Origin of the sequence: Paenibacillus sp. MER 99-2 (assembly GCF_023714095.1) — a bacterium.
Taxonomy (GTDB): Bacteria; Bacillota; Bacilli; order Paenibacillales; family Paenibacillaceae; genus Paenibacillus.
On the sequence record NZ_JAMAUZ010000001.1, the window covers coordinates 2,223,395 to 2,248,388 of the forward strand.

At 43.8% G+C, this 24,994-nt stretch carries 20 protein-coding genes; 4 read left to right on the forward strand and 16 right to left on the reverse strand.

Going from position 1 to position 24,994, the window contains the following annotated elements:
* Positions 1–135 precede the first annotated feature (135 nt).
* The 3 genes from M3636_RS09875 to M3636_RS09885 all read right to left on the reverse strand — a co-directional run bounded on the left by M3636_RS09875 (position 136) and on the right by M3636_RS09885 (position 2,302).
* Positions 136–429, reverse strand: coding sequence for a hypothetical protein (locus M3636_RS09875; protein WP_128102453.1), 294 nt, complete (start codon positions 427–429; stop codon positions 136–138).
* A gap of 78 nt (positions 430–507) precedes the next feature.
* Positions 508–1,605: a saccharopine dehydrogenase family protein gene (locus M3636_RS09880; protein ID WP_251382318.1), complete on the reverse strand. Its 1,098-nt coding sequence runs from the start codon at positions 1,603–1,605 to the stop codon at positions 508–510.
* Positions 1,589–2,302 carry a class I SAM-dependent methyltransferase gene (locus tag M3636_RS09885; RefSeq protein WP_128102455.1) on the reverse strand — a complete coding sequence of 238 codons (714 nt, stop codon included), beginning with the start codon at positions 2,300–2,302 and terminating at the stop codon, positions 1,589–1,591. Before M3636_RS09885 ends, M3636_RS09880 begins: the two co-directional genes overlap by 17 nt.
* Positions 2,303–2,580: 278 nt before the next feature.
* Here M3636_RS09885 and M3636_RS09890 point away from each other — a divergent pair, with 278 nt between their 5' ends.
* Entirely contained in the window at positions 2,581–3,702 is a 1,122-nt protein-coding gene (locus tag M3636_RS09890; RefSeq protein WP_128102456.1) for a helix-turn-helix transcriptional regulator, read from the forward strand.
* Between the two features lie 73 nt (positions 3,703–3,775).
* Here the strand turns inward: M3636_RS09890 and yidC are convergent, their stop codons facing one another.
* From yidC to M3636_RS09905, 3 genes are all read right to left on the reverse strand, one after another.
* Positions 3,776–4,669, reverse strand: coding sequence for a membrane protein insertase YidC (gene yidC, locus M3636_RS09895; protein WP_128102457.1), 894 nt, complete (start codon positions 4,667–4,669; stop codon positions 3,776–3,778).
* On the reverse strand, positions 4,606–4,956 hold the full coding sequence (locus M3636_RS09900) for a hypothetical protein (protein ID WP_128102458.1): 351 nt from the start codon (positions 4,954–4,956) through the stop codon (positions 4,606–4,608). The genes yidC and M3636_RS09900 overlap by 64 nt, the downstream gene beginning before the upstream one ends.
* A gap of 92 nt (positions 4,957–5,048) precedes the next feature.
* Entirely contained in the window at positions 5,049–6,671 is a 1,623-nt protein-coding gene (locus tag M3636_RS09905; RefSeq protein ID WP_251382319.1) for a DUF4153 domain-containing protein, read from the reverse strand.
* 111 nt (positions 6,672–6,782) lie between these two features.
* Here M3636_RS09905 and M3636_RS09910 point away from each other — a divergent pair, with 111 nt between their 5' ends.
* A complete protein-coding gene (locus tag M3636_RS09910) occupies positions 6,783–8,597 on the forward strand; it encodes an ABC transporter substrate-binding protein (RefSeq protein ID WP_251382320.1) in 1,815 nt (604 codons plus the stop codon).
* Positions 8,598–8,905: 308 nt separating this feature from the next.
* Complete coding sequence (locus M3636_RS09915; protein WP_128102461.1) at positions 8,906–9,490, forward strand: P-loop nucleotide/nucleoside kinase family protein; 585 nt, start codon at positions 8,906–8,908, stop codon at positions 9,488–9,490.
* Positions 9,491–9,631: 141 nt separating this feature from the next.
* Here the strand turns inward: M3636_RS09915 and M3636_RS09920 are convergent, their stop codons facing one another.
* The 10 genes from M3636_RS09920 to M3636_RS09965 all read right to left on the reverse strand — a co-directional run bounded on the left by M3636_RS09920 (position 9,632) and on the right by M3636_RS09965 (position 23,460).
* A complete protein-coding gene (locus M3636_RS09920; RefSeq protein WP_251382321.1) occupies positions 9,632–10,597 on the reverse strand; it encodes a sugar phosphate isomerase/epimerase family protein in 966 nt (321 codons plus the stop codon).
* A 91-nt stretch (positions 10,598–10,688) separates the two neighbouring features.
* Entirely contained in the window at positions 10,689–12,374 is a 1,686-nt protein-coding gene (locus M3636_RS09925; RefSeq protein ID WP_251382517.1) for a hypothetical protein, read from the reverse strand.
* Positions 12,375–12,400: 26 nt separating this feature from the next.
* Positions 12,401–13,273, reverse strand: coding sequence for a carbohydrate ABC transporter permease (locus tag M3636_RS09930; protein WP_251382322.1), 873 nt, complete (start codon positions 13,271–13,273; stop codon positions 12,401–12,403).
* Positions 13,274–13,349: 76 nt separating this feature from the next.
* Positions 13,350–14,252 (reverse strand): ABC transporter permease, encoded by a 903-nt coding sequence (locus tag M3636_RS09935; RefSeq protein WP_145409480.1) that lies wholly within the window; start codon positions 14,250–14,252, stop codon positions 13,350–13,352.
* Between the two features lie 115 nt (positions 14,253–14,367).
* Positions 14,368–15,969: an extracellular solute-binding protein gene (locus tag M3636_RS09940; protein WP_251382324.1), complete on the reverse strand. Its 1,602-nt coding sequence runs from the start codon at positions 15,967–15,969 to the stop codon at positions 14,368–14,370.
* 480 nt (positions 15,970–16,449) lie between these two features.
* The gene (locus M3636_RS09945) at positions 16,450–18,690 is read right to left on the reverse strand and encodes a helix-turn-helix domain-containing protein (RefSeq protein ID WP_251382326.1); all 2,241 of its coding nucleotides are present in this window, start codon (positions 18,688–18,690) and stop codon (positions 16,450–16,452) included.
* 96 nt (positions 18,691–18,786) lie between these two features.
* Positions 18,787–19,998 (reverse strand): MFS transporter, encoded by a 1,212-nt coding sequence (locus M3636_RS09950; RefSeq protein ID WP_251382328.1) that lies wholly within the window; start codon positions 19,996–19,998, stop codon positions 18,787–18,789.
* A gap of 123 nt (positions 19,999–20,121) precedes the next feature.
* Positions 20,122–21,198, reverse strand: coding sequence for an ROK family protein (locus tag M3636_RS09955; protein ID WP_251382330.1), 1,077 nt, complete (start codon positions 21,196–21,198; stop codon positions 20,122–20,124).
* Between the two features lie 36 nt (positions 21,199–21,234).
* A complete protein-coding gene (locus M3636_RS09960; RefSeq protein ID WP_353056289.1) occupies positions 21,235–22,464 on the reverse strand; it encodes an ROK family transcriptional regulator in 1,230 nt (409 codons plus the stop codon).
* Positions 22,465–22,620: 156 nt separating this feature from the next.
* Positions 22,621–23,460: a YitT family protein gene (locus tag M3636_RS09965; protein WP_128104497.1), complete on the reverse strand. Its 840-nt coding sequence runs from the start codon at positions 23,458–23,460 to the stop codon at positions 22,621–22,623.
* A gap of 393 nt (positions 23,461–23,853) precedes the next feature.
* Between M3636_RS09965 and desA the strand changes: the two genes are divergently transcribed.
* Positions 23,854–24,912, forward strand: a complete 1,059-nt coding sequence (gene desA, locus M3636_RS09970) for a Delta(5) desaturase DesA (protein WP_128102468.1) — start codon at positions 23,854–23,856, stop codon at positions 24,910–24,912.
* Positions 24,913–24,994: the final 82 nt, after the last annotated feature.

The following is a 24,994-nucleotide window of genomic DNA, read 5'->3' on the forward strand; positions in this document are numbered from 1 at the left end:
TTCCAAACTGAGGATAAGCCTTAACGTAACGTGAAGGTCAAGCGTGAAATGGAGTACGAGAAGCCATAGACGAGTCCTCGCTTTGCTGTCTTATGTGAAACTGTCTTCTGTGAAAGTATGTCGATAGACACTTGCTTATGTTAATCGCTGAGAAGTCATTGTCCGAAATTTCTGAATGAAGGGCTTGGGATCAATTTTGACCATATATGGATAAACCCCGGTGCTTGTATGCAGATAAAAGAAACCACCCTCATTCCCCATTCTGCGAAAGGACATGTCGAACACTTCTGTTATTCTAAACTCTCGATACTGAGTTACAATCTTGTCCGCGTATAGGATCATCGAACGGTCACTGGATACGATTTCCTGTGCGAGACCCGTCAATTCTCTCTGTATTTTGTAATAAGGCAATACAGCAATCGTGCTCATGATCTCCCTCCGTCCTCGCATCATCATGAAGTTATGATAACAGAAGTCGAAGGGGTTGAGCAAAATCAGCCTCTATGCTTAATTAATCTTCGTTGTAATCTGGAGGGGGGTATGAAGTACTCGCTGGATATCATGAATAGAGAACGACTGCTCAATATGAAAGACGCCGCTTGGAAGCTCTTCTCGATACATCTTTTCCGCCGTAGCTGCTGCAACCGCTGCCGTCACATCCGCTTCGCGCTGTCCAACAATAAACTGCTCGATTACAATAGGTTTTCCTTTCTTCCATCCTTTTGCGTCTACCTTAACAGCATACATCTCTTCACCGCCTGGAATCAGACCAAATGCCTTAACCGTAGCATTACGAATCCATGAAATACGTAACAAGCGAAATATCCCTACACGCTTCGCAACCGACATCGCTCTTGTAATCCAACGAGAGTCCAGACACAGCCGGGTAGAAACCGTTGGAATCTGTAATGTACGTGCTACGACATGCTGATCGGAGAAGTTGAATCGATACGCTTTTCTGCGTCCAAGTTGCTCTCCAAAATCAATCCATCTGCCATCATCAAAGCTGGCTACCTCCGCATACTTTCCCTTCTGGGTAACCTGATATGTTGTATTCATCTGATCTACCGTCCACTCCACCGCGGCTTTTCCATGTTTTTCTCCAAGGCCTAACATCACCGTAATATCGACTTCCTCCGTCTCATCCATACCATCTACAGCTTCACGAACGAGTAGGTTGGTCACTCCTGGAGATAACCCAACACTTAACATCGCCGTCGCTTGTGTAGTTTGCATATGTTCATGTAATCGCTCCACCTGTGCCAAGAAATCGTATTTCGCTGTAATATCGATATAATCTGTTCCGGCCTCAGCACACGCTTCGACAAAACGAGTATCCATCTGATCCACACACATCACTACAAGCTTAACCGTAGATAACATCACTGGATCAATATGCTTTCTTACATCAAGCTGGAGCGGGAGCACACTTCCATTCGTAGATTGGCTGAATTCCTCAGCACGATTCAACCTCGGACCCACAGCCCACACTTTTCCAGGAAACGTTTTCCCTAACTGAATACATATCATCTGACCAACCTGTCCATACCCACCTACTACCCAGATTTGATCCTTAACCGTTTCAACCTTAGATGCCTCTTGCATAATAACCCTCCACCCAGAAAGACCCAAAATAGCGTGTAATATCGGCAAACCCGCATTCCTTCAGCAACTGAACCATCACCTCAGATGATATAGGATCAGACTCTCGCCCCAAGGAATCAGCGAATCGCTCCCACTCGTCCACTGTTATTCCAACGTGAAGCATATGCTCTCGCCAAGCTTTCATTATCGTTGTATAGGCTGGTGAATGCAGGTCAGCATTAACGGCAGCAATAAGGAGTGGTGATTCAGGCTTGAGTTTAGCTGCAAGACTATGCAGCAACCGCTTTTTCGCTTCCAAGCCCTGAACAAAATGAAGCATTAACATACAGGTCGCGCCATCATACACCTCCTCTTCCGACATCGCTTCAACCGATGTCATACGAAGCTCTACTCTAGTTTCCAAATTCAATTCAGCGACCCGCTTTGCAGCAAGTTGAAGCATCGGTTCTGATAGATCTACACCTGTAAAAGACCATTCAGCATGACGACTTCCAAGCAATGTCACCTCTTTCCCTCCGCCAGCCCCAACAACAAGCAATCTAGCGTTTGGTTGATTGATTAGCGATGAAGCAAGTAACCGTTCCATTAGATCATGCATGTGTGCATAGCCTGGAATTTTCATCGCTATCGATTGTTCGTAACGGTTCTCGTCCGCTGTATCCCAGCTCATTCGTTGTGGATCATCTTTTTCTCTCATATGTGCTTCCACTCCTTGTTGTAAATTTATAAATTAACAAACGAAGAACATCACTGCATTCGCCACAGCCTACTGACAATGCGTGTTTAGGAGAAACGCATGCTTTTGAAGTAGCCTCTCATCTGAGGAGCCTTAGGTTCGCTTCATCACATTGTGAGTCTGTCGTCTTCGTTCCCGTGTTAAATATGGCGTTAACTGATATACTTTTATTATAGAAGCGTGATCCACGCACTCCTATCCCAGAACATTGGGATTCTTAGGGGAAAGGAGCAACAAGAATGAACATACATACTGGACGCGCAGAGCAATCCATCACCTATCTTGAAAAAGAATCCTGGACCTCTCGCACTTACCGCGAGGCTGCTCTCCAACATATTAAAACTCGGATCCCTTATGATGCATACTGCTTCACAACGGTTGATCCTTATACCCTTCTCTCAACAGGTGCCGTGACGGAAGATGGTATCGAGGCCATACATGATCGTCTTTTCTTGAATGAATATACAGAGGAAGACCTCCATAAATATGCGGACATGATTCGTTTAGGTAAGCATACTGCCAGTCTTCGCGCTGCTTTAGATGAAACAACGGAACGAAGCGCACGCTACGAAACGATTCTGAAACCGGCGGGATTCAGTGATGAGTTACGTGCTGTTTTAATTTGTGATGGTGCTTGCTGGGGATACCTAACCTTATATCGTAGGACGGAAACTGCTCCATTTACGGAAGAAGAACGAGTACTTTTGCAAGAATGGACAGCCTCTCTTGCACGAATGCTTCGTAAGACTCAGCAGAGCCTTATGGATGAGATCCTAAGCGGGAGCCCTCAAGAACCGGGGATTATGGTAGTATCAGATGCATTTCAATTGTTGTCACTTAATGATGCTGCCGAACATTGGCTTACACAATTACGTGTATTGGAGCAATTAGAGGATGATGTGATCCCCCGTCCAGTCCGCGCTGTCAGTTCTCATTTACTAAGTCGACTGCTTCGTCAATCTAGTCCCAATCCGAATTCTGAACCTAGTGCAGTCTACACCTCGCAGTCCAAGGTCTGTATCCAACTGTTGGATGGTCGGTATCTTGTACTCCATGCTAGTCGTATGCACACACTAGACGGCTCTGGACAGATTGCTATTCGGTTGGAACAAGCGATGCCGCAGGATTTACTCCCCCTACTCGCGGACAGTCACGGATTATCTCATCGCGAACGAGAGCTGCTCGGCTATGTTCTTCGCAGTTATTCCTCCAAAGAAATTGCTGCAGCGATGGTCATCTCGGCGTATACCGTACAGGATCATCTAAAATCTATCTTTGCGAAAACAGGGGTCTATTCACGACGTGAGCTAATCTGGTTTTTCGTTTCCCGTTTTCATCTGAGCGATGATCAAATAAATTAAAATAAGAAGAAGCCTACTCCGCTCTTGGAATAGGCTTCTTTCTAGTCACGCATTGGGCTTCATGCCCCATCATTTATGATTTTGCTGGTTTCGCGGGTTTAACGGTTTTGGTCGCTTTCCCCTTTTTGTTATGAACGTTCTTCACCGAAGCAACGGGTGCCTCCTGCGGATGTTCAACTGGATACAGCTTGCGGAACAATAACGTTTGTAATACCAAGAACGAACCACCGACCGTCCAATACAGCGGCATTGCAGCAGGTGCTGATAAGGAGAAGAACGCCATCATCACCGGCGAGAGGTAACCCATAATAGCGAACTGCTTACGCTGTTCAGGTGCCATATTGGCTTGAGATACCTTCGCTTGAATGAGATAAATGACCGCCACAACAACTGCAAGTACATAGTCTGGTGCACCAAGCTTAAACCACAAGAAGGAATGTGACGACAGTTCCGGCGTGAGCCGAATTGCCGTGTATATCCCTGACAGAATCGGCAACTGGATCAGAAGTGGCAGACAGCCAATATTCAGTGGATTGAACTTATGCTTCTTGTATAACTCCATCGTCTCCTGAGATAACTTCTGACGATCCGCCGCATCATTCTTGCCCTCATACTTCTTCTTAATCGCATCAAGCTCTGGCTTCATGGCGTTCATGATAACACGTGTGCCTTGTTGAGACTTCGCTTGACGCATCATCAGAGGCAATAAGGCTAATCGAATGATTAGTGTAATCGCGATAATGGCAACTCCGTAGCTCCCATTAAAGACCGTTGCGATGTGTTGAATCAGGTAAGACAGCGGGAACACGATATAGTGATTAAAAAATCCCGGTGTCGATGAATTAATCTCCGATACATTGTTGCTACATCCGGCCAATAACATGACTGCGAACAAAATCGCAATCAGCCCATACGTCCGTCCCTTGCCCGATGTAAAAGTGAATCCCTTGTTTGATTGTTGATCCATATATATCCTCCTCGTTGATTTGTACGACGTTCAATCAACGAGGACATACAATCTGGTTCATCTTCATCTGGCGCTTCTCTTCGTCTGACCATGCGACTTAGATCTTCTGTTCTGTATTGACTATGCAGAGAAAGTGCTGGAAGAATGGGATCTAGTCCGCCACCAGCTCGATCTTCGATCCAATACTCGGTCATGCCACAGTGTAAATGTGCAATATATGCATAACTTACTGTGAAAATAAGCCCGATGGAGAAAATGTAAGGTAAAAACTCATGTAATTCAAACAAGGGATTCACCCCCTTTATAAGTTTATTTTTATATTATAACACTTACATATTGAATTTGCATGTACTGGATCGGAAATAACTATTGCCTTATTTTACTGCTTCCGAAGCTCTGCTAATTCACGTGAAGCGATGGTTCTTGATACGTTAAAAGAAGACCACGAGCGGTCGTTCCCTTCTAATAAATACTGTGATTGGTTCAACAGCAGCAGCTCGTGAAGTTCCGGATAACTCTCATCGGCAAACTGCTTCAATTGTGGCACCGCATCTGCCGATAGATTAGCCAAATAATCTGCATCGATCTGACCTGATTGGTGATAACGCTCGATGTTACGTTCTGCAATCTGGTTATCCATCCCGACATAGTTCATCATCACGTACGCTGTGAGTCCCAGTATGATATAACAACGGATTAACGGGATGGTTGTGTACCGAATGCGTAAGCCCGCGATCAACAACAGTAGTGCGAGGAAGATCATAAACGCATGCACAAGGAATCGGATATACGTATACCCATACGCCTCTTCATAGAGACTAAGACGCATGAAGGCCGAATATAGCATGACAGCAGAACACAGTATCAGCAATGTGAGCAATACCTGATGCACGATCGTGCTTATTTTGCCGCCTGTACGTGTAAATTGCAGTGCAATAATGAGAATGAAGAAGTTAATGCCTGTCACCAAAACGAGCTCAACAAATCCACTTCTGGCATACTCCGCATAAGATAAGTCAGAAGGAAGATGACCTACACCTGCTCCGAAGAGGTAAGAGAATTGAACAAAGACAAATAAGAGATACACACAGTTAATGACAAGTAGTACGGTTCCAATAATGATTGGATCTAGTCGCAACGGTTCAACGATATGAGGTTTCGAAAGATTCGAATGTGGTGTTGTTTCTTCATTGGATGTATTCACTATCACAGAATCTGTAGTCTCTCCAACCTTTTCATCACGCTGCGCGAGCGGAAGCGCTACAGACTGATTGTTCCAATGAGCGTTCTCCCGCCTCTCCGACTCATACACCATCGGCTGTACAAACCCCCATACGTAACTGAAAAAGAACACACTTGCAATAATGATCCAGATAATCCTCGGTAGACCAGGTGCTAACGTTAACTGATTCAGCCATGTTGGAATTCCGGATAAGTATTGATTAAAGATTCCATCGGCAGAGGTTAGCAACCCCACTACGACGATCAGGATGGGCAGCGATACGATTAGACCAATGAATACTTTGGTAACCACAACTTTCTGCTTGCTAGCCAGCTTGCGTCCACCTTTTTTCATCAGAGTTCTTCCGATGGTCGGCCAATGTCGTATAGACTGAGGCAGCAGATGATCCACAGCTAAGCCTATCAAACTAATCTTCCACCATTTTGTCTGCTTCCGGCCAATCAGATAAGCCATATGTAAGATGATTAATCCCGGCACAGCCAGGAAATTGAGCGCATGAAACAGTTCGTTATCGAATAACGCAAATGTCAGGGATAACAGCAGCACTACACTGGCGATGAACAGATCTATCCAACCAAATGCTCTTACACGATCCCTCGCAAATACATAAATATAGCCATAGAAAAGCACAACGAACAGTGGATAGGATACGCCTACCCCTTTGTCAAAGAATAGATACTGATGCACAACAGCCAGCAAGAGCGCAGAACATAGCGTAATTAACGCACGATTGGGTGAATCCAATATTTTCTTAATCATGGGAATAACCTCCATTAAACTTTCTACATTTCATTCTAGATGATAAAATAAGAAGATAAATAGAAATATGGAATCGGAAAAGTTCTTATTTTTAGGAGGGAATGAATTACGTTGAAGTTACATCAGCAATATCTGCTCTTACATAAACAATTGGGACACTTGTCTGAACATGAAGTCACCCTCGCAGAACTCGGAGAATTGCTTGATTGCACACACCGAAACACATTAACAATTGTCAAAAAAATGATTGGACTCCACTGGATTAATTGGATGTCTCAGCGTGGACGTGGGCGAAGATCCACACTAACCTTGCTCGTCCCGGCTGAGAAAATTGCGGCAGAATACATGATGCAAGCGATGAACCGTCGTGAACTCCAGCAAGCGGCAGAGCACATTGGTGCATTCTCCAGCTCTGTCACAATGCAGCATCATCTAAATCAATGGTTACTAGGTTATTCCGGACATCATACCGAAGAAGGAATCCATAACGAAAGAATCGACACCTTGCGACTGCCCATTAGACAGCAAATCCACGCTCTTGACCCTATGTATATTAATCTGTTAGCTGAATCTTTCATTACTAGCCATGTATTTGATGGATTGGTTCAACGCAATGAAACGGGAGAGATTCAACCTTGTTTAGCGCACACTTGGGATGTAAGCGAGGATCGTATGACTTGGATTTTTTATTTGCGTAAAGGCGTGAGCTTCCATGACGGTCAATATCTCACTGCTGAGGATGTGGTCTATACATTCGAGAGATTACAGTCTACGAAGCGGAGGAATTTATACAAGGATGTGAGCAAACACATCCTGTCGATTGCGGCATGGGACTCGTTAACAGTATGTTTCCGGCTTACCAAACCACATGAGATGTTTATCGATTTTCTCACAACTAGCCGGGCATCCATTGTATCTCCACGGCTACACCCCATGTCTGACTCATCCGATTCAGTAGTAAAAGAAGAGCCTTATCCGCCATTAAAGCCCGTGGGAACTGGCCCGTTCAAAGTTAGTGTGTGGGATGAGCATTTGTGTAGACTCGACGCACATCCGGCTTATTTTCAAGGCAGAGCTCAATTAGATCGGGTTGAGATTTTGCAGATTCCGTGGAGTGCACCTGTGGATTGGAATGAACATACGGCAATGGAATCACCCTTCTTCCATCTTGTCCATAACCCGCTAACCTCTACAGGAGCAGACTGGAGCCAGATTAGCGCTGGTGTGACGGTGCGGAAATTAATTACCTGTAATACGCAAAAAGTCGGACCGCTTAGCGATCCGACGATAAGAGCTCACGTGCAAGCATGTGTTGCAAGCGAGAGTAATTCATATTTCAAAGAAGGCACTGTCGCAACCTCTTCGCATGAGTTAAAGAACGGATTAACCAATCGAGAGCATGCTAATGACTCACAAGATAGAGTTGAGCCTATCAAGCCAAAAACGCTCCAGATCGCAACCATTGCTCAGTATCGTGAAGATGCGGCTCGCTTAGCGAATGCTCTGGAGCGTCACGGATATACCTGTACGATTCGCACCGGAACGATGGAACAATTCAAGGGGGATTTGCGGCTCCAATCCGATCTCATTCTGTTCTCTCTGATCCGGGATCGAGATGTGGAGTTGCGCAGATATGACCTCTACATCACTTTATCCGAACATCTGGATGAACGAAGCAAGGAAACGGTGCGGAATATGCTGTCCCACGTGATTTCTTCCAGACAGCCATCAGATCGAACGTTAGGCTTAGATCAGATCGAACAGTTCTTACAGGAGCAGTCTCTCCTCATGCATTTAACCGAAAAACCGATAGAAACAGCCTATCTACCATCCGTTCGCGGTGTATCCTTCAATAGCCAAGGCTGGGTGGATCTCCGTCACATTTGGTTTCCTACAAGTTTAGGCGATGTCACAGTAAAGTCATAACGGCGTTAACGGTTTAGCCACTCTATTTGACGGAACACAGAGCATCTATAGTAAATTGGTTTCAGCCTTGCGATTCAGCAAGTTTCTCTGTATTCCAAAAATATCACGATAATGGTTACAATAATTATGTGATCAGATTCATCTCAGATGCCGGGGATCCTTTTGACCCCATCTTTTATGATAAAATAATTGATGTGTCTGTGGTGGCGAGTCTGCATCAGCAGCAACATAGAGACGGCATTAACAACTAATTACTAATTACTAACTACTAATTACATATGTTATGGATTACAAGGAGGCTAACGTCCGTGAGCAAACTCATTTTCTTCCTAGGTGGAGCTGGGAGTGGCAAGACAACACTTGCCAAAACGCTGTCTCGTAAATATAAAGCCGCTTTCTTCGATATGGATATTCTGCTTCGTCCTGCCGCTGAAGCTATCATGACACTGCAAGGGCTCGACCCTTCCGATCGTGACTCACCTGAGTACAAGCGGCTCTGCCGGGATCTCGGGTACCGCATCACGATGGATGCTGTGCTGGATAATGTGCAATTGGGTATCGACAGCGTTGTAGTGGGTCCCTTCACGAAGGAAACCGATACACCTGATTGGATCGAACAGGAACTTGCCAAGATCGGCCGTTCTCTTCAGGATACCGATGTACGTGTAGCTTATATTTATTTGAAGGATGAAGCATTATATCGCGAGCGAATTATCGCAAGGCAGTCTCCGTTAGATGATTGGAAACTCGCCAACTGGGATGCCTTTGTAGCCTCCCTCGCGCGGAAACAAGTGGCATGGCCACTTCCCGCTAAATCCGTGACGTACATTGATAACTCGGCCGATGACCCAGGGATTGCTTTTGCAAAACTCGAAGAACAGATATATGAGTAAAGCCCTGATATCAAAATAAACTACACAATATCTCAGTTCATTGTTTATTCCAATTTTCAACGAATTACAAAAGGCTATGGGTTCTCGAGCATTCCAGCTCGAATTCACCCATAGCCTGCTTGCATAATATACCCAAAAGCCTTACCCTAGCTTGCGCTCCGCTTGGCGCTGTGCAATCCGATTCGTAATTAACTCATGACTTGCGTCAATCTCTTCCGGTGTGCAAGCGGACTTGAGCTCATATACTTTTACCGGTGAATGTTCAATGATATCCAGAAATGAATCAAAGAATGTCATATCGTTACTATGTACATATGGACACCAGTGATCCGACAAACCAACCGTTTCATGGATATGCACACCAACGACGTTATGGATCAATGCGTTAGCTTCACGCACATTATCGTACAGTCCCATACGATCCATCATCATACCATGACCAATATCGTACCAGAGTCCAAGCGGTGCACCCTTCATATTGTTGATTAAGGTAGCTGCTTCCTGTAAAGTCGGCATCTGATAACAGCGTGATCGTGTCTCAATTCCAAAATTCACTCCATATCCACGTTGCTCAGAAATTTCACATACCTCTTCCAGACTTTCTTGTATTCGTTTCAAATAATGAGCACTACCCGCTTCCCGCTTGTCCAACATGTCTCGCCATAAAGCTTGGTACGCCGGAGAGTCTTTCCCCTGTTCATGATAGATTTTTTTGAGCTCTTCATCCACGTTATATGCAAAAGGAACTTCCCCTGGATGAACCACGACAGCCTGTGCGCCATAACGGTGTGCATACTCAGCTGAACGGAGCAATAATTCAATGGCTCGCTTCCGGCGAGGTTCATCATCGAAGCCGAGGAGTACAGAATCCGTGCCATAATCGGGATCAGCCACATGAGGAAACGTATTGTGTACACTGGAGATACCAATCTCTCCCCGCTCAATCATAGGTTCAATCGTCCGCAGCATATCATTCGTAACATTATAGTTTAACTCGACTTGTCTGAAGCCTATCGACTTGATCTCCTCAATCATGCTTGAGCCTGTCTCATGACGCTTAATATTCCAGCACGTCGAGAAGGAGTATTCCCGTTTGTCAGTATACATGTGTTGCCCTCCAATCGATGTGATTTAACCATTCGTACATATTCAACTACATAACGTTCAGCTGAACAGTGATCACCGTTGCAATAGTTAGCTATTGCAACTTCAAATCAAATTTCATTTTATTGGAAGTAACTCCTGGTACATAACGATAGATGATTTCGGCATAATCTGGATAGATAAGTACCGATGGAGCAGGCGCTTCAGCCGTCACTGCACACAATAAACCTGGCAAGCTCCATTGGTGATCTTGAATGTTGTCTTTTCCTATGAATGAACCTCTGATCTCAAAATAAATATCAATCTCATCCGCTGTCTCTAAACTAACCTCAATCATTAAGGAATCTTCCGTCAGATCAGCTTCAAATGTGATTCCCCGGAGATGTGTATTCCAGCTCTCCCCGACCTCACGGCGCGTTAATCGTAGATCATATCGATGACCCTGATCCGATTGCCAATGGATCGTAGCAGGAAACATCTGTCCATTGGTGTTGCGACTACCCGACATCGCACCAATCATTCGCTTCTCACCAATCCACGCTTTTGCAGTGCACAGATTACGATTCGATGCAGGTTCATTGCGTTCACATAATTCAATAAATTGCTTCTGCACAAGTCGGTTTCCTTGATGTTCCTTCAAAAAAGGAATCACCTCTATCGGTGCATCTACTCCTACTAATGCAATTAAAGGTCCATGCTCCACTTCACAGTTAACATCAGCCAAGTGCATATACTCTTCTCCTAATAGGAGATATATGAACATGCCCACCGAGCTGTGTGCTGTCATCTCCATATCATAAGCCCGGGCGAACGGACCGGACAGATTTTCCAAATTAGCGTTGTAGAACAGAGCGATATTATTCCATAGCCCAGCTTCGACAATACGACCAATTTCAACAAACCGTGCAGCACTTCCATACCTTCTCCACATCCGAAGTACTGTGAGATCGACGCCATAATAGGTGGTGGAATTGAACTCAGCGAAGCTCTCATAGACCATGAATTCATTCAACATACGTTCAGCCTGCTGATCCGAATGGGCAATCCAATCTGCATCATTGAATCGATGTCCGTAGAAATGCGTGATAAAGATATGCATCAGTTCAATATTCGTATTCATCGGAATGACATCCGATTCACGGCGATCCATTGAAGCGGCAACAGCCAGTTTCATTGCATACTCCATTTGCTCTATTAGCTGCTGGGGTAACCTGTGAGAGAATTCAGAAAGAATGACAGCAAAAGCACAGGCAATAAATTCACGCCAATTGGGATCATAACTTTTCCATACAGGAGGCAAAACCTGATCAATCGCGGATTGGAACAATCTCTTCACATGTTTTCGCTCTGCGGATTTGTTCAGTATGGATTCATCGCTCCACAGTTCATCCATAAACTCAGCTGACACTTTTTCAAAAGTACGCTCCAAAAAATAGGCAGTCCCTGGCGCAAACTCTTTCCAGTTGTAGTTACCCCTCGGTGGATCTGTCACATCTGGGCGAGTTCGAAATGTCCCATGATATATTTCATCTGGAGCATCATATTGCAGAGCAAGCACACTTCGAATCACATGCTCTGCACGATGCACATCCCCATCGTGGTTCCGAAGAAGGAGCCCCAAGGCGTAATGGGCACTTCCCCGTGAGTCGAGCTCTCCAGCGTTCTCGTAACTTTGAATGAGTTTGGCATCATCAATATATAGACCATCCATGTAACTCATCGATTGATTCACAAGATGTTGCTGCGCTTTGGTCATATGCTCTAACACTTGCTCTGTCATCTTCAATGCGCATCCCCCTCAAGAATTTAGCCTTTTACAGCCCCTACCATAACTCCACTAATAAAGTACCGTTGCAGCCAAGGGTAGACGAGCAAAATCGGTAATGTGGAGAAGATAACGCTGGCTGCTTTCAGACTTTCTGGAAGCACTTTAACGGAACCTATGCCTTCGTTCTGCATCAATTCAGTAATTTGGTTTTGCTGAATCATCTGATACATTTTTAATTGCAGTGGAAACAGGTCAGGTTTGGTAATATACATCAGCGCATCCTGGAATCCATTCCAGCGTCCTACGGCATAGAACAGACTTAGCGTTGCCATCACCGGCAAGGACAGAGGTAAAATGATGCGTAACAGCGTGCCAAAATGTGTACTTCCATCGATCTGGGCAGCCTCCTCCAGACTTTCCGGGATGCCTTTGAAGAACGTAATCAAGATAATCATATAAAATGGACTAATCAGACCCGGTAGAACCAGTCCCCATGTGCTATCCAGCAAGTGAAGGTTTTTAATCAGAATGTACTCTGGAATAATTCCGCCACTGAAAAACATAGTAACGACGATGACTAGCATGAACCACTTACGTCCTTTTAGACTGCTCTTAGCAAGCGGGTATGCCGCTGCAATCGTCATAATCATACTGAGCACCGTGGTCAATACCGTTAACCATATCGTGTATAGGAGAGAACGAATCATCGACGTATCGGCAAACACTTTCGTGTAAGCCTCAAAGGATAACTCTTTTGGGAAAAATGAAACCTCCCCCGAACCGATCGCCCGGTTCGAACTAAGTGAGATGGCAATAATGTGAATGAATGGCGCAAGACACAGTACCATCGCAATGATAATAAGAATAACGTTCACCGTGTTAAAAATCCGATTGGCTGTGTTCTCAGACATGCCTGCCACCCCTTACTCTTCAGCTATAAGAAAATGAAATTTCACACTCAATTCAATAAATTGAATTGCTCATTCGTTACATAATGCTCTCATCCGTCAGTTTCTTCGATGCATAGTTAGCTCCCAGAATGAAGACAAGTCCGACAATCGCTTGGAACAAACCTACTGCAGTCGCTAGAGTCACTTGACCGGACTGAAGTCCAATACGATATACAAATGTACTGAGTACATCCGAATATTCCCGTACAGCTACATTACCAATAATGAATGGACGATCAAAACCGATAGAGATCATGTTACCAACATTGATAATGAGCAGGGTCACAATGGTTGTTTTGATACCAGGGAGTGAGATATGCCAGATTCGGCGTATACGACTCGCACCGTCCACTTCCGCTGCTTCAAACAGTTCCCGATTAATTCCCGTTAAGGACGCTAAATACAGAATGGTTCCCCAGCCTGCACTCTGCCACACCCCAACCGCCAGGTACGTGATGAGCCAGTAGTTTTTGTCACTCAAGAACGGTAGCGGATCCAGTCCAAAGCTCATTAACACGTTGTTAATGAACCCTGACTGTGTACCGAATACTTGAAGTACGATCCCCCCAATAATAACCCAGGAGATAAAGTGCGGAATGTACAGCAACGTTTGAGCCATCTTTTTGAACCAAGCCTTCTTTAATTCGAAGAGCAGAATCGCCAATATTAATGGTGCCGGGAAAGACACAATGAGATCTAGAAAGTTCAGCATGATGGTATTACGGAGAGCATCGTAGAAATCCTGGTTCTGGAACACTTCTCGAAATGCATCTAAACCAATCCACTCACTGCCAGCAATACCTTGAAAGAAGTTAAAATCTTTAAAAGCGATCTGCACTCCGTACATAGGCCCGTATTTAAAAACAATAAAGTAAATCATGGGCAACAGGAGCAAAGCATACAATTGCCAGTTTCTACGGAGATACGTACCGTTCTTCATCAACTCTTCCCCCCATGTCAGACATGTTCCGGAAAGTCAGCATCTTGTGGGATTACTGCTCTCCGGATCCTGTCTCTGTCATTCTTCATCTAGATGGAGCAGTAATCTGCTCGAATTATTTCATCTCGTTGTAGGCTGCTGTACGCTCATCCAGAATAGCCTGACCACCACTTGCCATATAATCCTTCATCATATTGTCATACGTCGCTTCAAAATCGGCCGGCTTAGCAATGGTTGTTTTTACAATAAACTCTTGGAACTTATCTCTTAGTCCATTACCATACTTTGCTTCGGCTTCAATAGGTTTAGGGAAACGCACAGGCTGAATCGTATCTGTGTTCGAGATCGCCACTGACTTACGCATATCATCACGATACTTCGATTCCACCTGAACAACGTAAGCTTCTTCATTTTTCTTGTCATCTCCGACATACTTTCCGTTAACGATAATGGCAATATCACCTGAATTGTAGATACGACCGGAGATTTCTGGTGAAGCGTCGTCTTTGATCAATGGTACACCGTCTACGAGTTCATAGTTTTCATTTTCAACACCAAATTGCAGATCAAACAGATTGTTGCCTGAAGCCATCCAATCCAGATACTTCATCGCATTTTCTGCATTTTGGCTTGATTTTGGAATCATGACATACATTGCATTGGGCGCATATGCCGGTTTAGCAAATTTACCTTCTGAGTTTTGGAATGCATCGATTGGGGTCATTACAGCATCGGACTGATTGGTTTGCAGGTTCTTGTAAGTACCAGAGATATAAATTTCCCCTGCATCTTCAGAGTAAAAACCAACTTTCCCGTTCGATACATCTTCCCACAGTTTCTTCTTGTCTTTGTCGAGTCCGAAGTCTTTACTCATTAATCCTTCGTTATAAAGTGTATTCATATATTGCAGACCTTCTTTGAAACCCGGTAACAAGGTTGGATAATCATTAGAACCAAGTTGTTGCGTTAACGTATACTTCTGCTCTTCGGACAATGGTTCAATGAAAGACCAGAGTAACGGCTCATATTGCGCAGAGGCAATCGACATCCCGAATGGAATCAGACTTGATCCCATATTGCCTGGGTCTTTTTCTTTAAATGCCTTCAACGTTGTATGCAATTCTTCTGCCGTTTGTGGAGCAGGCAAACCCAATTTGTCTAACCAGTCCTGACGGACATATGAAGCATATTTACCTAATACTAGACGTTTGCCTGGAACGGCGAACTGCTGACCATCGTATTGACCATAAGCCAGCGTTTCATCCCCGAGAAGCTTTTTCAGATTCGTGCCATTCTTGTCAATTAGATCAGTAAGCTCGGTTAATCCACCTTGTTGAGCGTAGCGATTAAATGTCCCGGAATCGTACGTGAATACAATATCAGGAACTTCTGAACCACTCGCCATGAGAACATTAAGCTTCTGTACTTCTTCAGAGCGAGGAACCGGAACGAATTGAACATCAATATTGTTCGGATCGCCAAACTTCTCTTGAATGAAACGGGTTAGATAACTATCTGAGATTGTGTAACCCGCAGGTGTGTTACCCCGGTCAAATATTTCTACTTTTAACGTTGATTTATCCCCCGTGCCTGTTCCACCTGTTGATGATGCAGATTCACTGCCTGACGAACACGCGGATAATAATAGAGAGAATGCTGTGACTACTGCAAGAACCGAACTTGATTTTCTACCCCAACGTTTTTGAAATAACTTCATCTGACCTTTCCCCTTTCGCACACACTCTGATTAGATTCACAGGATTAGCATGCCAGCTTCGACGTTCACTCCCGTTTTGTTGCACCTGTGAATGTCACTAATTATTACATCGAAACTATGAAAAGCACAATAAACTATTTTCAAATGTAAGCAAACGCTTCCAAAATGTTCATTTACGCTGAAAATAAACTGAAATCCTGTGTTTATACAATTTTCTAGAGTTTATTGTAATGTATATGTTACTTTATAATACAATTTAATGACATATAAATGTTATATATATCCCTGATATTTTCTACCTTCGTCATATTCGGTTTAGAACAATTGCATTTATCTAGACAAAAAAAGACCACCTATGACCGTGGTCTCCGTTCTTAAAATATGCTTTGCCAGTAATTCTTACTGCGTTGTAATTTAACCTCTGTAATTGTTCTTGTATATGATCTTGTAAATGAATTGGTAACATAGGTTTGAGAGGCCTTAATCTTCATGTTTGCCATGCTGCTTGCGGTAATCTCCAGGCGTAACCCCTGTAATACGTTTGAAAACTCTCCCGAATGAGATGGCATTTGCGTATCCCACTTGCTGAGCAATGTCCTGAATGGTTGTATCAGACGCAGTTAACAGTCGACATGCCTTTTCAACTCTCAACTTCATTAGAAAATCAACAAATTTCATATCAAATTCTTCTTTGAACAGATAACTTGCATACTTACCGGAAATTTGAAAACGATCACTAAGATGTTTAAGCGACAGATCAGGATCATCAAAATGTTCTTCAATATAGGTTCGAAGCTCGTTGATCATCGCTCGATGGCTTTTCGTCTCATGCACAGACACGTAGTTACGATAAAGCTCTTTCAGCCAACCTAGTAAAACTTCTCGGATATGAACTAACGTATCAGCCTGTTGAATATCACTACGCAGCGTATTTAGGACTTCCTCATTAAACTGCCCCTGTAATCGTTCAGACCAATCGCCAAATTCACGGGATAACATCTGAATCAGAGCTTGAATCATCATACGAATCTCATTATCTTTGGTTTGATCTTCACTAAAGGCAATAAACATTTCGTCTAATTTTGCCCGCCAACCATCACCGGTTAATCTGAATTCCCGAACAATGTCGGCCTGCATTTGCAAATACTTGTAGGATTGCAGTTCCGCACGATCTGGCAATTGCTCACTTAACACGATTGCATCCTTCCCTAAAGTAAGTCGATGTTGCAAACCAGCATCCGCGCTCGCATAAGATTGCGTAATCTGCGACCATCCCGCAACAGTACGCCCAATTCCAAAGGTGAATCGAATGCGAAAGTGTTCCGCAATCCACATATGCAGCTGTTTCGCCAGCTCCATCAACATCTCACGGTCTAACCCTTCACTTTCATCCGAGGTAATGACCACAACGAGTCTACGATTGCCAAACCATTCTGCCCACGCACCTAAATTGGACTCGTTGTGAACCAACTCCTCCACGACATTCATAATAGCGAGCTTCAATATGCTCTGATTCGACGACAGATCCTCGCTATTCATTTCGGCAATCAATACGGCAACGCTCGCTGGTTCCATGAATCGTTCATCAAGTGGCCCCAGATGACGTAACCTCTGGCGAAATGAATCCATTCGCTCGCCTTCCATCAGATCAACGAGAAGTTGCCTGCGATGTATGAGCAGATTTTCATGATGCTGTTTCTCATAATCCACCGTCTGAGCTATAAGATGTTCCAATGCCCGATCAATCAGAGCCAATTCATCCTTGACCGAAGGCGCCGCCTCATCTTCTTCTGCGCGTGGTTGCAATGCCTGAATACGATTCATCATCAATTGAATAGGTTTATAGTTACGGCGAGTAATGTAGATGATCCCAGCGACAGAGCCAACTATGGTGAACACACCGATGCCAATCCACACATAAGAGATTAAGGATACCCAAGCATACAATTGCCCAGATTGAATACCACTCTCAAAGACCAAGCCAAGATTGTCAGATGAAACTCGATTCAAAACGTCACCGACAGAGCCATCTGTTGAATGAGTCTTATAGATGATGCGCTCACTAGGATCTTTTAACTGAATAAAAGATAATTTATCATTCGTCATGGTTTCAATCTGACGCTCTACGGCATACATTTTCACTGAAATAACGAGTAAACCTTCACCACCCCAAGGCAGAGGTAACCACTTATTCATGCTAATGACCTGGGTTGGCGTATCAAACGAACGTTCTTTATAATCTCGGGGCAGATTCCAGCTTAGATTTTGGCGGCTGTTCAACGATTGCTCGATATATGCACGATCTTCGAAGTCCTCCACACGAACCAAACCTCTTGCGGTCAAAATCTGAGAATCAGATGTGCGATATAGATAAATGGATTGAATCATATCCTGCTGATCCATCATTTTGGCTAGTCCACTTGCGGCGTCGTAAATATATTGAGTTGATAGTTGCCCTTGTCCAGCTTCCAGAAAACGACTATATAGTTTATTCGAGCCGATATCCTCAAGTAAACGAAGTTCAATATCCCCAAGTTGACGTTCCAATGTATCCACAATATAGCGGGTTGAGATCAGATCGGCTTTTTTGGTTTCGTTGCGCGAGAGCTCATTAACGATCAGGAAGGAGAGAAAAATTAAGACGGAGATGGTCAGCAAAAAAATAGGAAAATACGAATATAACCATTTAGAATACCAGTTCCGCTTCAGATGTATTTTCAAACGCATCCTCTCCTTCCACTTCATGCTCTAAATACAAAAGTAGATCATGCTTCTAACCGTTGGTTTTGCTCCATTGTTGGGCTCTCTTCCTCTACATCAGTTCAACGATTGCTGAGTCCTTGCCTGCCTGCTAACGATTAACAAAATAAATGCTCCCAGCGCTGCGCTGATTGTACAAGCCAAATACATGAGCGAAGGCCCACCTGAATCCAATAAATAACCATTTAACATATTACCTACAATGCCACCAAGTCCTGCAAATACCATATTAAATAAACTTTGACCCGTCGCTTGCATTTCCCGTCCTGTAACAGAAGCTACATATTCAACGGCTGCGATATAAAAGAATCCAAAAGATAGCCCATGTAAAACCTGAATGCCGATCATCACTTCGGGTGTTGGCCAGAGCCATTGAATACCCCAACGAAGCATATACGCGCCTGCAGCCAAAAGCATGGTTCGTTCATGTCCCCATTTGCGGAGAATGAATGCAGCAACGAGCATCGAGGGCACATTCGTTATAGAGGCCAGAAGCAGTGCTGTACCTGTCATCGCTACAGAGCCGCCTGCCATTTGAAATGAAATGACAAAGAAAGAGTTAAACGCCGTTAACGTTTGATTCACTAGGAAACAGCCGATTAAAAATAGAAGGAATGTTCGGTTACGCAACAATCTTGCTAATCCTACGGAGAAGGTCACCGAGGAAGAAGAAATACTGGTTTGCCGGGGAAGTGTGCTGGCCATAACGGCACTTAGCACGTTAAATACTAGAAAAGGCAGCCACAACATATGAATGGAGAATTGGGACAGATATATCCCGGCTGCGAATCCTCCAAGCCCTGTACCTAAACTTCCAAACAATCGAATCATACCATAGGAAGTATTGGCTGCCTTAGCCGCAGTAACTGCATAAGAGTCAGCTACAGGGATCTGAGTCACTTGAAATATAGTGCATAAAGTATAAATCAATATTAATATAATGTACACTTCTATATTGTAGAAATATGCTAACAACGCAGGAACAAGCAAACTTAGCACTAATACAAAGCGAGTTTTTTTAAACTTATCTACCATAATCCCCCATATCGGTTGGAGGATTATGGATATAAGTGTACCGAACGCCATAATAAATCCGGTCTCTTTACTAGAGAAGCCTTGTGCAACCAAAATAGGATTAATATAAGGATTAAATATCCCTCCAGCAAGCCCCATAAACAAATACAGACCTTGCAGCTTCAATAATACATGCCTTGCTTCATTGGAATCGGCTTTTTCTCTTTCTCTGTATGCCTTCATATGTCTTCTCATCCGGATCTCCATCCTTTAATCCTGTAATGGCATCTCTTTCTATATAAGTTCAATATAAGAACGTTTATCTGACCACTCCAATGACAGAATAACATTACGATCCATATTTAGTAGATTCATCCATTATCGCTGTAGCACTTTCAAACGGATGGCTGCCAATGCACCATTGGCTCCTGCCGTATTGCCAAGTTCAGCGACAACGATTTTTGTAGCCAGCGCGGTATATCGACTTAGACGACTGCGAACCTCATTTAGGTAATAATCAGGATTCGAAGCAGCTACACCGCCGCCAACAACAATAATAGATGGATTAAGTAATGCGACGATATTAGCCAGCCCTCTCGCCATATATTGTAATGGCACCTCCAGAATCTCAAGAGCGGCAACATCGCCCGCTTCAGCAGCTTTGAACACATGCCGAGCTTCAATCTGGCTTATGTCTCCATCAGCAAGGCTATGAAGTAACGAGTGTGTATTGCCAGGTCCATCTGTAAAATAACGCCTTGCCTGTTGCGTAATGCCTGTGCCTGACGTATTCAGCTCGAATGCACCAAATGTATCTGAAGATGCCTTGTACTGACGATCAATTCCTTCGTCTCCAACAATAAAATGTCCAATTTCTCCTGCAGCTCCGTCTTGTCCACTATATAATTGTCCGTTAAGAATAAGCGCCGAACCGATTCCTGTCCCCACCGTCACCATTACACAATGTCGATGCCCCTGAGCTGCACCGCGATCATATTCACCCATAGCTGCCATGTTCACATCGTTATCAAGATAAACTTCGCCTGCAAAATATGCAGCAATCACAGGTCTAATATCTTGCTCTGTCCACTGGAAAGCTGGCGCACTGCGCAGAATCCCTTCATCATCAAGGATAACGCCAGGAAAACCCATCCCTATTCCAGATACCAGCTCTATTCCAATTCCACTATCCCTACAGAATTTTGCTACTTCATCAAATAACCACTTGAAAAACACGTCCGGTTGCTCTGTTGCACAGGTTGGAACCTTCCGCTCCCGTACTTCACTGCCCGGTTTCTCCGATGACAATAACATCAATGTTTTTGTACCACCAATATCAATCCCTATGATCCAACGATCTAATACATCCGTTTGATCAAGAGAACGTACTCTCTCTGTTGCGCGAAGAGGTTCTTCGAGTCTATTTCCTTGGGTATTACCGTCAAAAATATTCATTCTCTGTCCCTACCTCTCATCCTTGTTGTCAGTCAATCATTCTGCAGTCTCTTGTTGAAGCCTTAGCATCGTTTGCTGCAAAGCGATATGCACTGCTCCAGTCACAACTGCCCGTTCACCAAGCTTGGAGCAGATTAGTTCAGGTTGTGCAGGATATGGTTTGTTAATCATCTCTTCTAGGTAAGGCAACAACACATCTCCATTACCTCCGATGCCTCCACCAAGCACAATTAAATGTGGCGCAAGAAGCACGCTGATATTTCGCAACGCTAATGCCAGCATGTGACAGTACTTTCTGATAATCTCCACTGCATAGCTGTTACCAAGACGCGCAGCTTCAAACAGTTTCTCGGGAGTCAGCTGGCTACGTAGCTCTAGGATTCTTGAGTCGTTATGCTGAAGCTGAGCTTCATTTAGTAGATTGGCCGCCATCTCTATCAAACCACCAGCAGACAGCACGTCCTCTAGTCTTCGACCCTCCTGCATCATCTCGGCTACTTCTCCAGTTAGCCCTCTCATGCCACGCAGCAATTGACCATTCACCATAATGCCAGCACCAGTACCCACGCCAAGGGAAATAAACACAAATAGTTCTGAATCAGATGCTGACCCATCTCTGTATTCTCCTAGCGCAGCTAGATTGACGTCATTATCCAAGATCACTTCACAGGGAAAAGCGGCAGATAGAGATTCTAGAGACAACGCTTGTTCCAGCCCAGCTAGAGGAGCCACAATTCGACTGATCTCCCCTGAGCCAGGCAGGACAACACCAGGAATACCAAATCCTATACATTGAATCTCGTCCCAGTTCAGATGATTCTGTCTCAATAGTTCATCCAAATGTTTCCGAAGAGTCTGGAGTATGCGTTCCCCTTGCCCAGACTCTGACTGCTGAACAGACATTGGATAGGTTTGGTAATCTAAGAGTTCACCATTCAGGTTGGATAGAGCGATACGAATTCGACTAGCTCCAATATCAACCCCGCAGATGTAATAGGCTTGTTCATTGAAACGAATGAGCGTGGCTTTGCGTCCTTGTGCATTATCCGCTCTTCCCGTTTCCAACACGAGATTTCGTGCAATTAGATGTTCAACTGCCGACGATACCGTAGGTTTACTCAGTCCGGTCTGCCGGCTGATATCCGCTCTAGACAACATCCCATGAGCAATCAGTGCATCAATAATCAGATTCTCGTTCAGATTGCGTATGTATTGCGGTGTACCAGCGACTTGAACCCCCCCCTTATCATAGTTAGTTAAGTTTATTAACTAATTGTATTCAATATAGCATCGAGATTGGGGTGTGTACAGCGTTTTGTTAGGTATTTAGTCTGAGATTTTATACTATTTATTTCACTTTATGCATAGCAAAAGCTGCGGTGTATAGTCACCACAGCTCTTATATTTTTCATATTTATCCTATTATGACTTAGACAATTCAATAAACCCTTCACCAAATACGTCACGTACATCGTGAATCGTAATAAAAGCGATCTCGTCCTCTGCACGCACGATTTTCTTCAACATGGATACCTCTTGTTTGCTAATGACAATGTACAAGATTTCTTTTGGGTTTTTCGTATAATAACCATGGCCGGACAACACGGTAACCCCACGATCCATCTTCTCAATCACTTGCTTCGCAATTGCATCCTGCTTGGTCGATATAATCGTGACTGCTTTTTTCGGATTCAAACCTTCAATAATAAACTCCATCGTTTTGGTACCTACAAAGAGCATTACGATCGTGCACATCAATCCTTGTGGTCCTATAATGAAGAAAGACGAGAACGCTACAATTAGATCGAAGAATAATAACCCGTAACTGATATTCCAGTCCAAGTACTTATTAGCTAGACGAGCTAATATTACAGTACCTGCTGTAGTTCCTCCTACTCTTACAATTAATCCAATCCCTAGACCGGCAAATAGTCCACCAAAAATCGTATTAATCCAGAGCTCATGTGAATCAATCGTCCAGCTCTCTGTTAAATGTAGGAATAATGAGTTAAATACGACGGCAACAATCGTATATATCGTCGTTGTTCTATCCAGAAATTTATAACCAACAATTAATAATACCCCATTAAGTAGTAAGTTCATTAAGCCAGGTGACCACTCAAAGAGATAATACAAAATAATTGTAATCCCTGTTACGCCGCCCTCAGCCAGATCATTGGGGATGACAAACAGGTTAACAGCCAGCGCAAACAGAAATGCACCAGCCATAATAAATAAAATATCCGTTATTCTCTTTTTCATCATGCACTCCATCCAATCCATCAAAAATTCAACCTATACTTCCAATCTCATAAGTTGTCATGATTTACTCCAAAATAGATTCTACCATGTCACCGCCAAAATTTGTATACAAAATACAAACTGTTGCACAAATTGTACAAAGGATTTACAAATCGTGCTTACTTCCGCCCAATACATCGTGTTTTCAGCGTATCTGTATATGATAAATGTCATGGTTGATCCTTGATATTTATCATTATGACACATGACGTTTATGACTTACCGTCACGAACTGATTCTCTTACAATAATAAAAACGCTTCCCAAACAGAATCTAACAGGGAACCGAGAGTTGCAACTTAAAGTTCGAGTTCGTGCTCGATAAGTTGTAATGATTGAAGGAGGACATTCGCTAATGAGCAGAACGAAAGAAATGGCGTTAAAAAAAGAAGTCACCCCTTATGAAAAAAACAATCTCAAATTAAGTATCCAACAAATGATGAATACGTTGATCCCATTATTATTGCTGTGGGCTGCAGCATACTATAGCTTATCTGTATCCTACTGGCTGACATTACCGATCGCTCTTGTAGCTTCGGGATTTGTACTCCGGACGTTTATCATTTTCCATGACTGCTGCCATGGTTCATTCTTTAAGAGTAAACGCGCCAATGACATTTTGGGAACGATTACTGGTGTATTGACCCTGACACCTTATCTGCAATGGAAGAACGAGCACGCCATTCATCACGCTACCAGCAGTAATCTGGATAAGCGCGGTGTAGGAGATATATGGATTATGACCGTGGAGGAATATCAAGCTGCTTCCCCTTGGGTTCGCCTGTTCTATCGTGTTTATCGTAACCCACTAGTGATGTTCGGCATTGGTCCCTTCTATGTGTTCCTCGTTGCTTACCGATTTAATCGTAAGGCAGCAAGACGCAAAGAACGCATCAATACACACCTTACAACTGTACTGATCATTGGTCTTTATGCATTCATGTGTTGGTTGATTGGCTGGCAAGCTTTTGTTCTGGTGCAGACACCTGTTTTCTTCTTCTCTGGTTTCTTCGGTATCTGGTTGTTCTACGTGCAACATCAGTTTGAAGAAACATACTTCGAGCATGAAGATGAGTGGAGTTATGTCAAAGCTGCTGTCGAAGGAAGCTCATACTACAAGCTGCCCAAATTGCTTCAATGGATCAGTGGCAACATCGGTTTCCACCATGTGCATCATCTGAGTCCTCGTGTCCCGAACTATTACCTTGAAGAGGCACATAATTCAACACCACCTTTGCAAAAAGCGACGACGATTACCCTGCGTTCAAGTCTAGCTGCTTTGCGTTTCCGCCTGTGGGATGAAGATTCTAAACAATTTATTAGTTTCAGACAGATCAAGAGCCTTCCCCGCAAGCCTTATGTTCAACCACCGATTCGTGTAACTAACCAAGCGGGTCTGACAGAGAAGCCTTAACTCTGTCAGATTCGTTTTCTTGTATTCAGACCGAAGTCGTGCTACAGTCAGGCTAAGTTTGAGTACACTATAGACGTTGTTC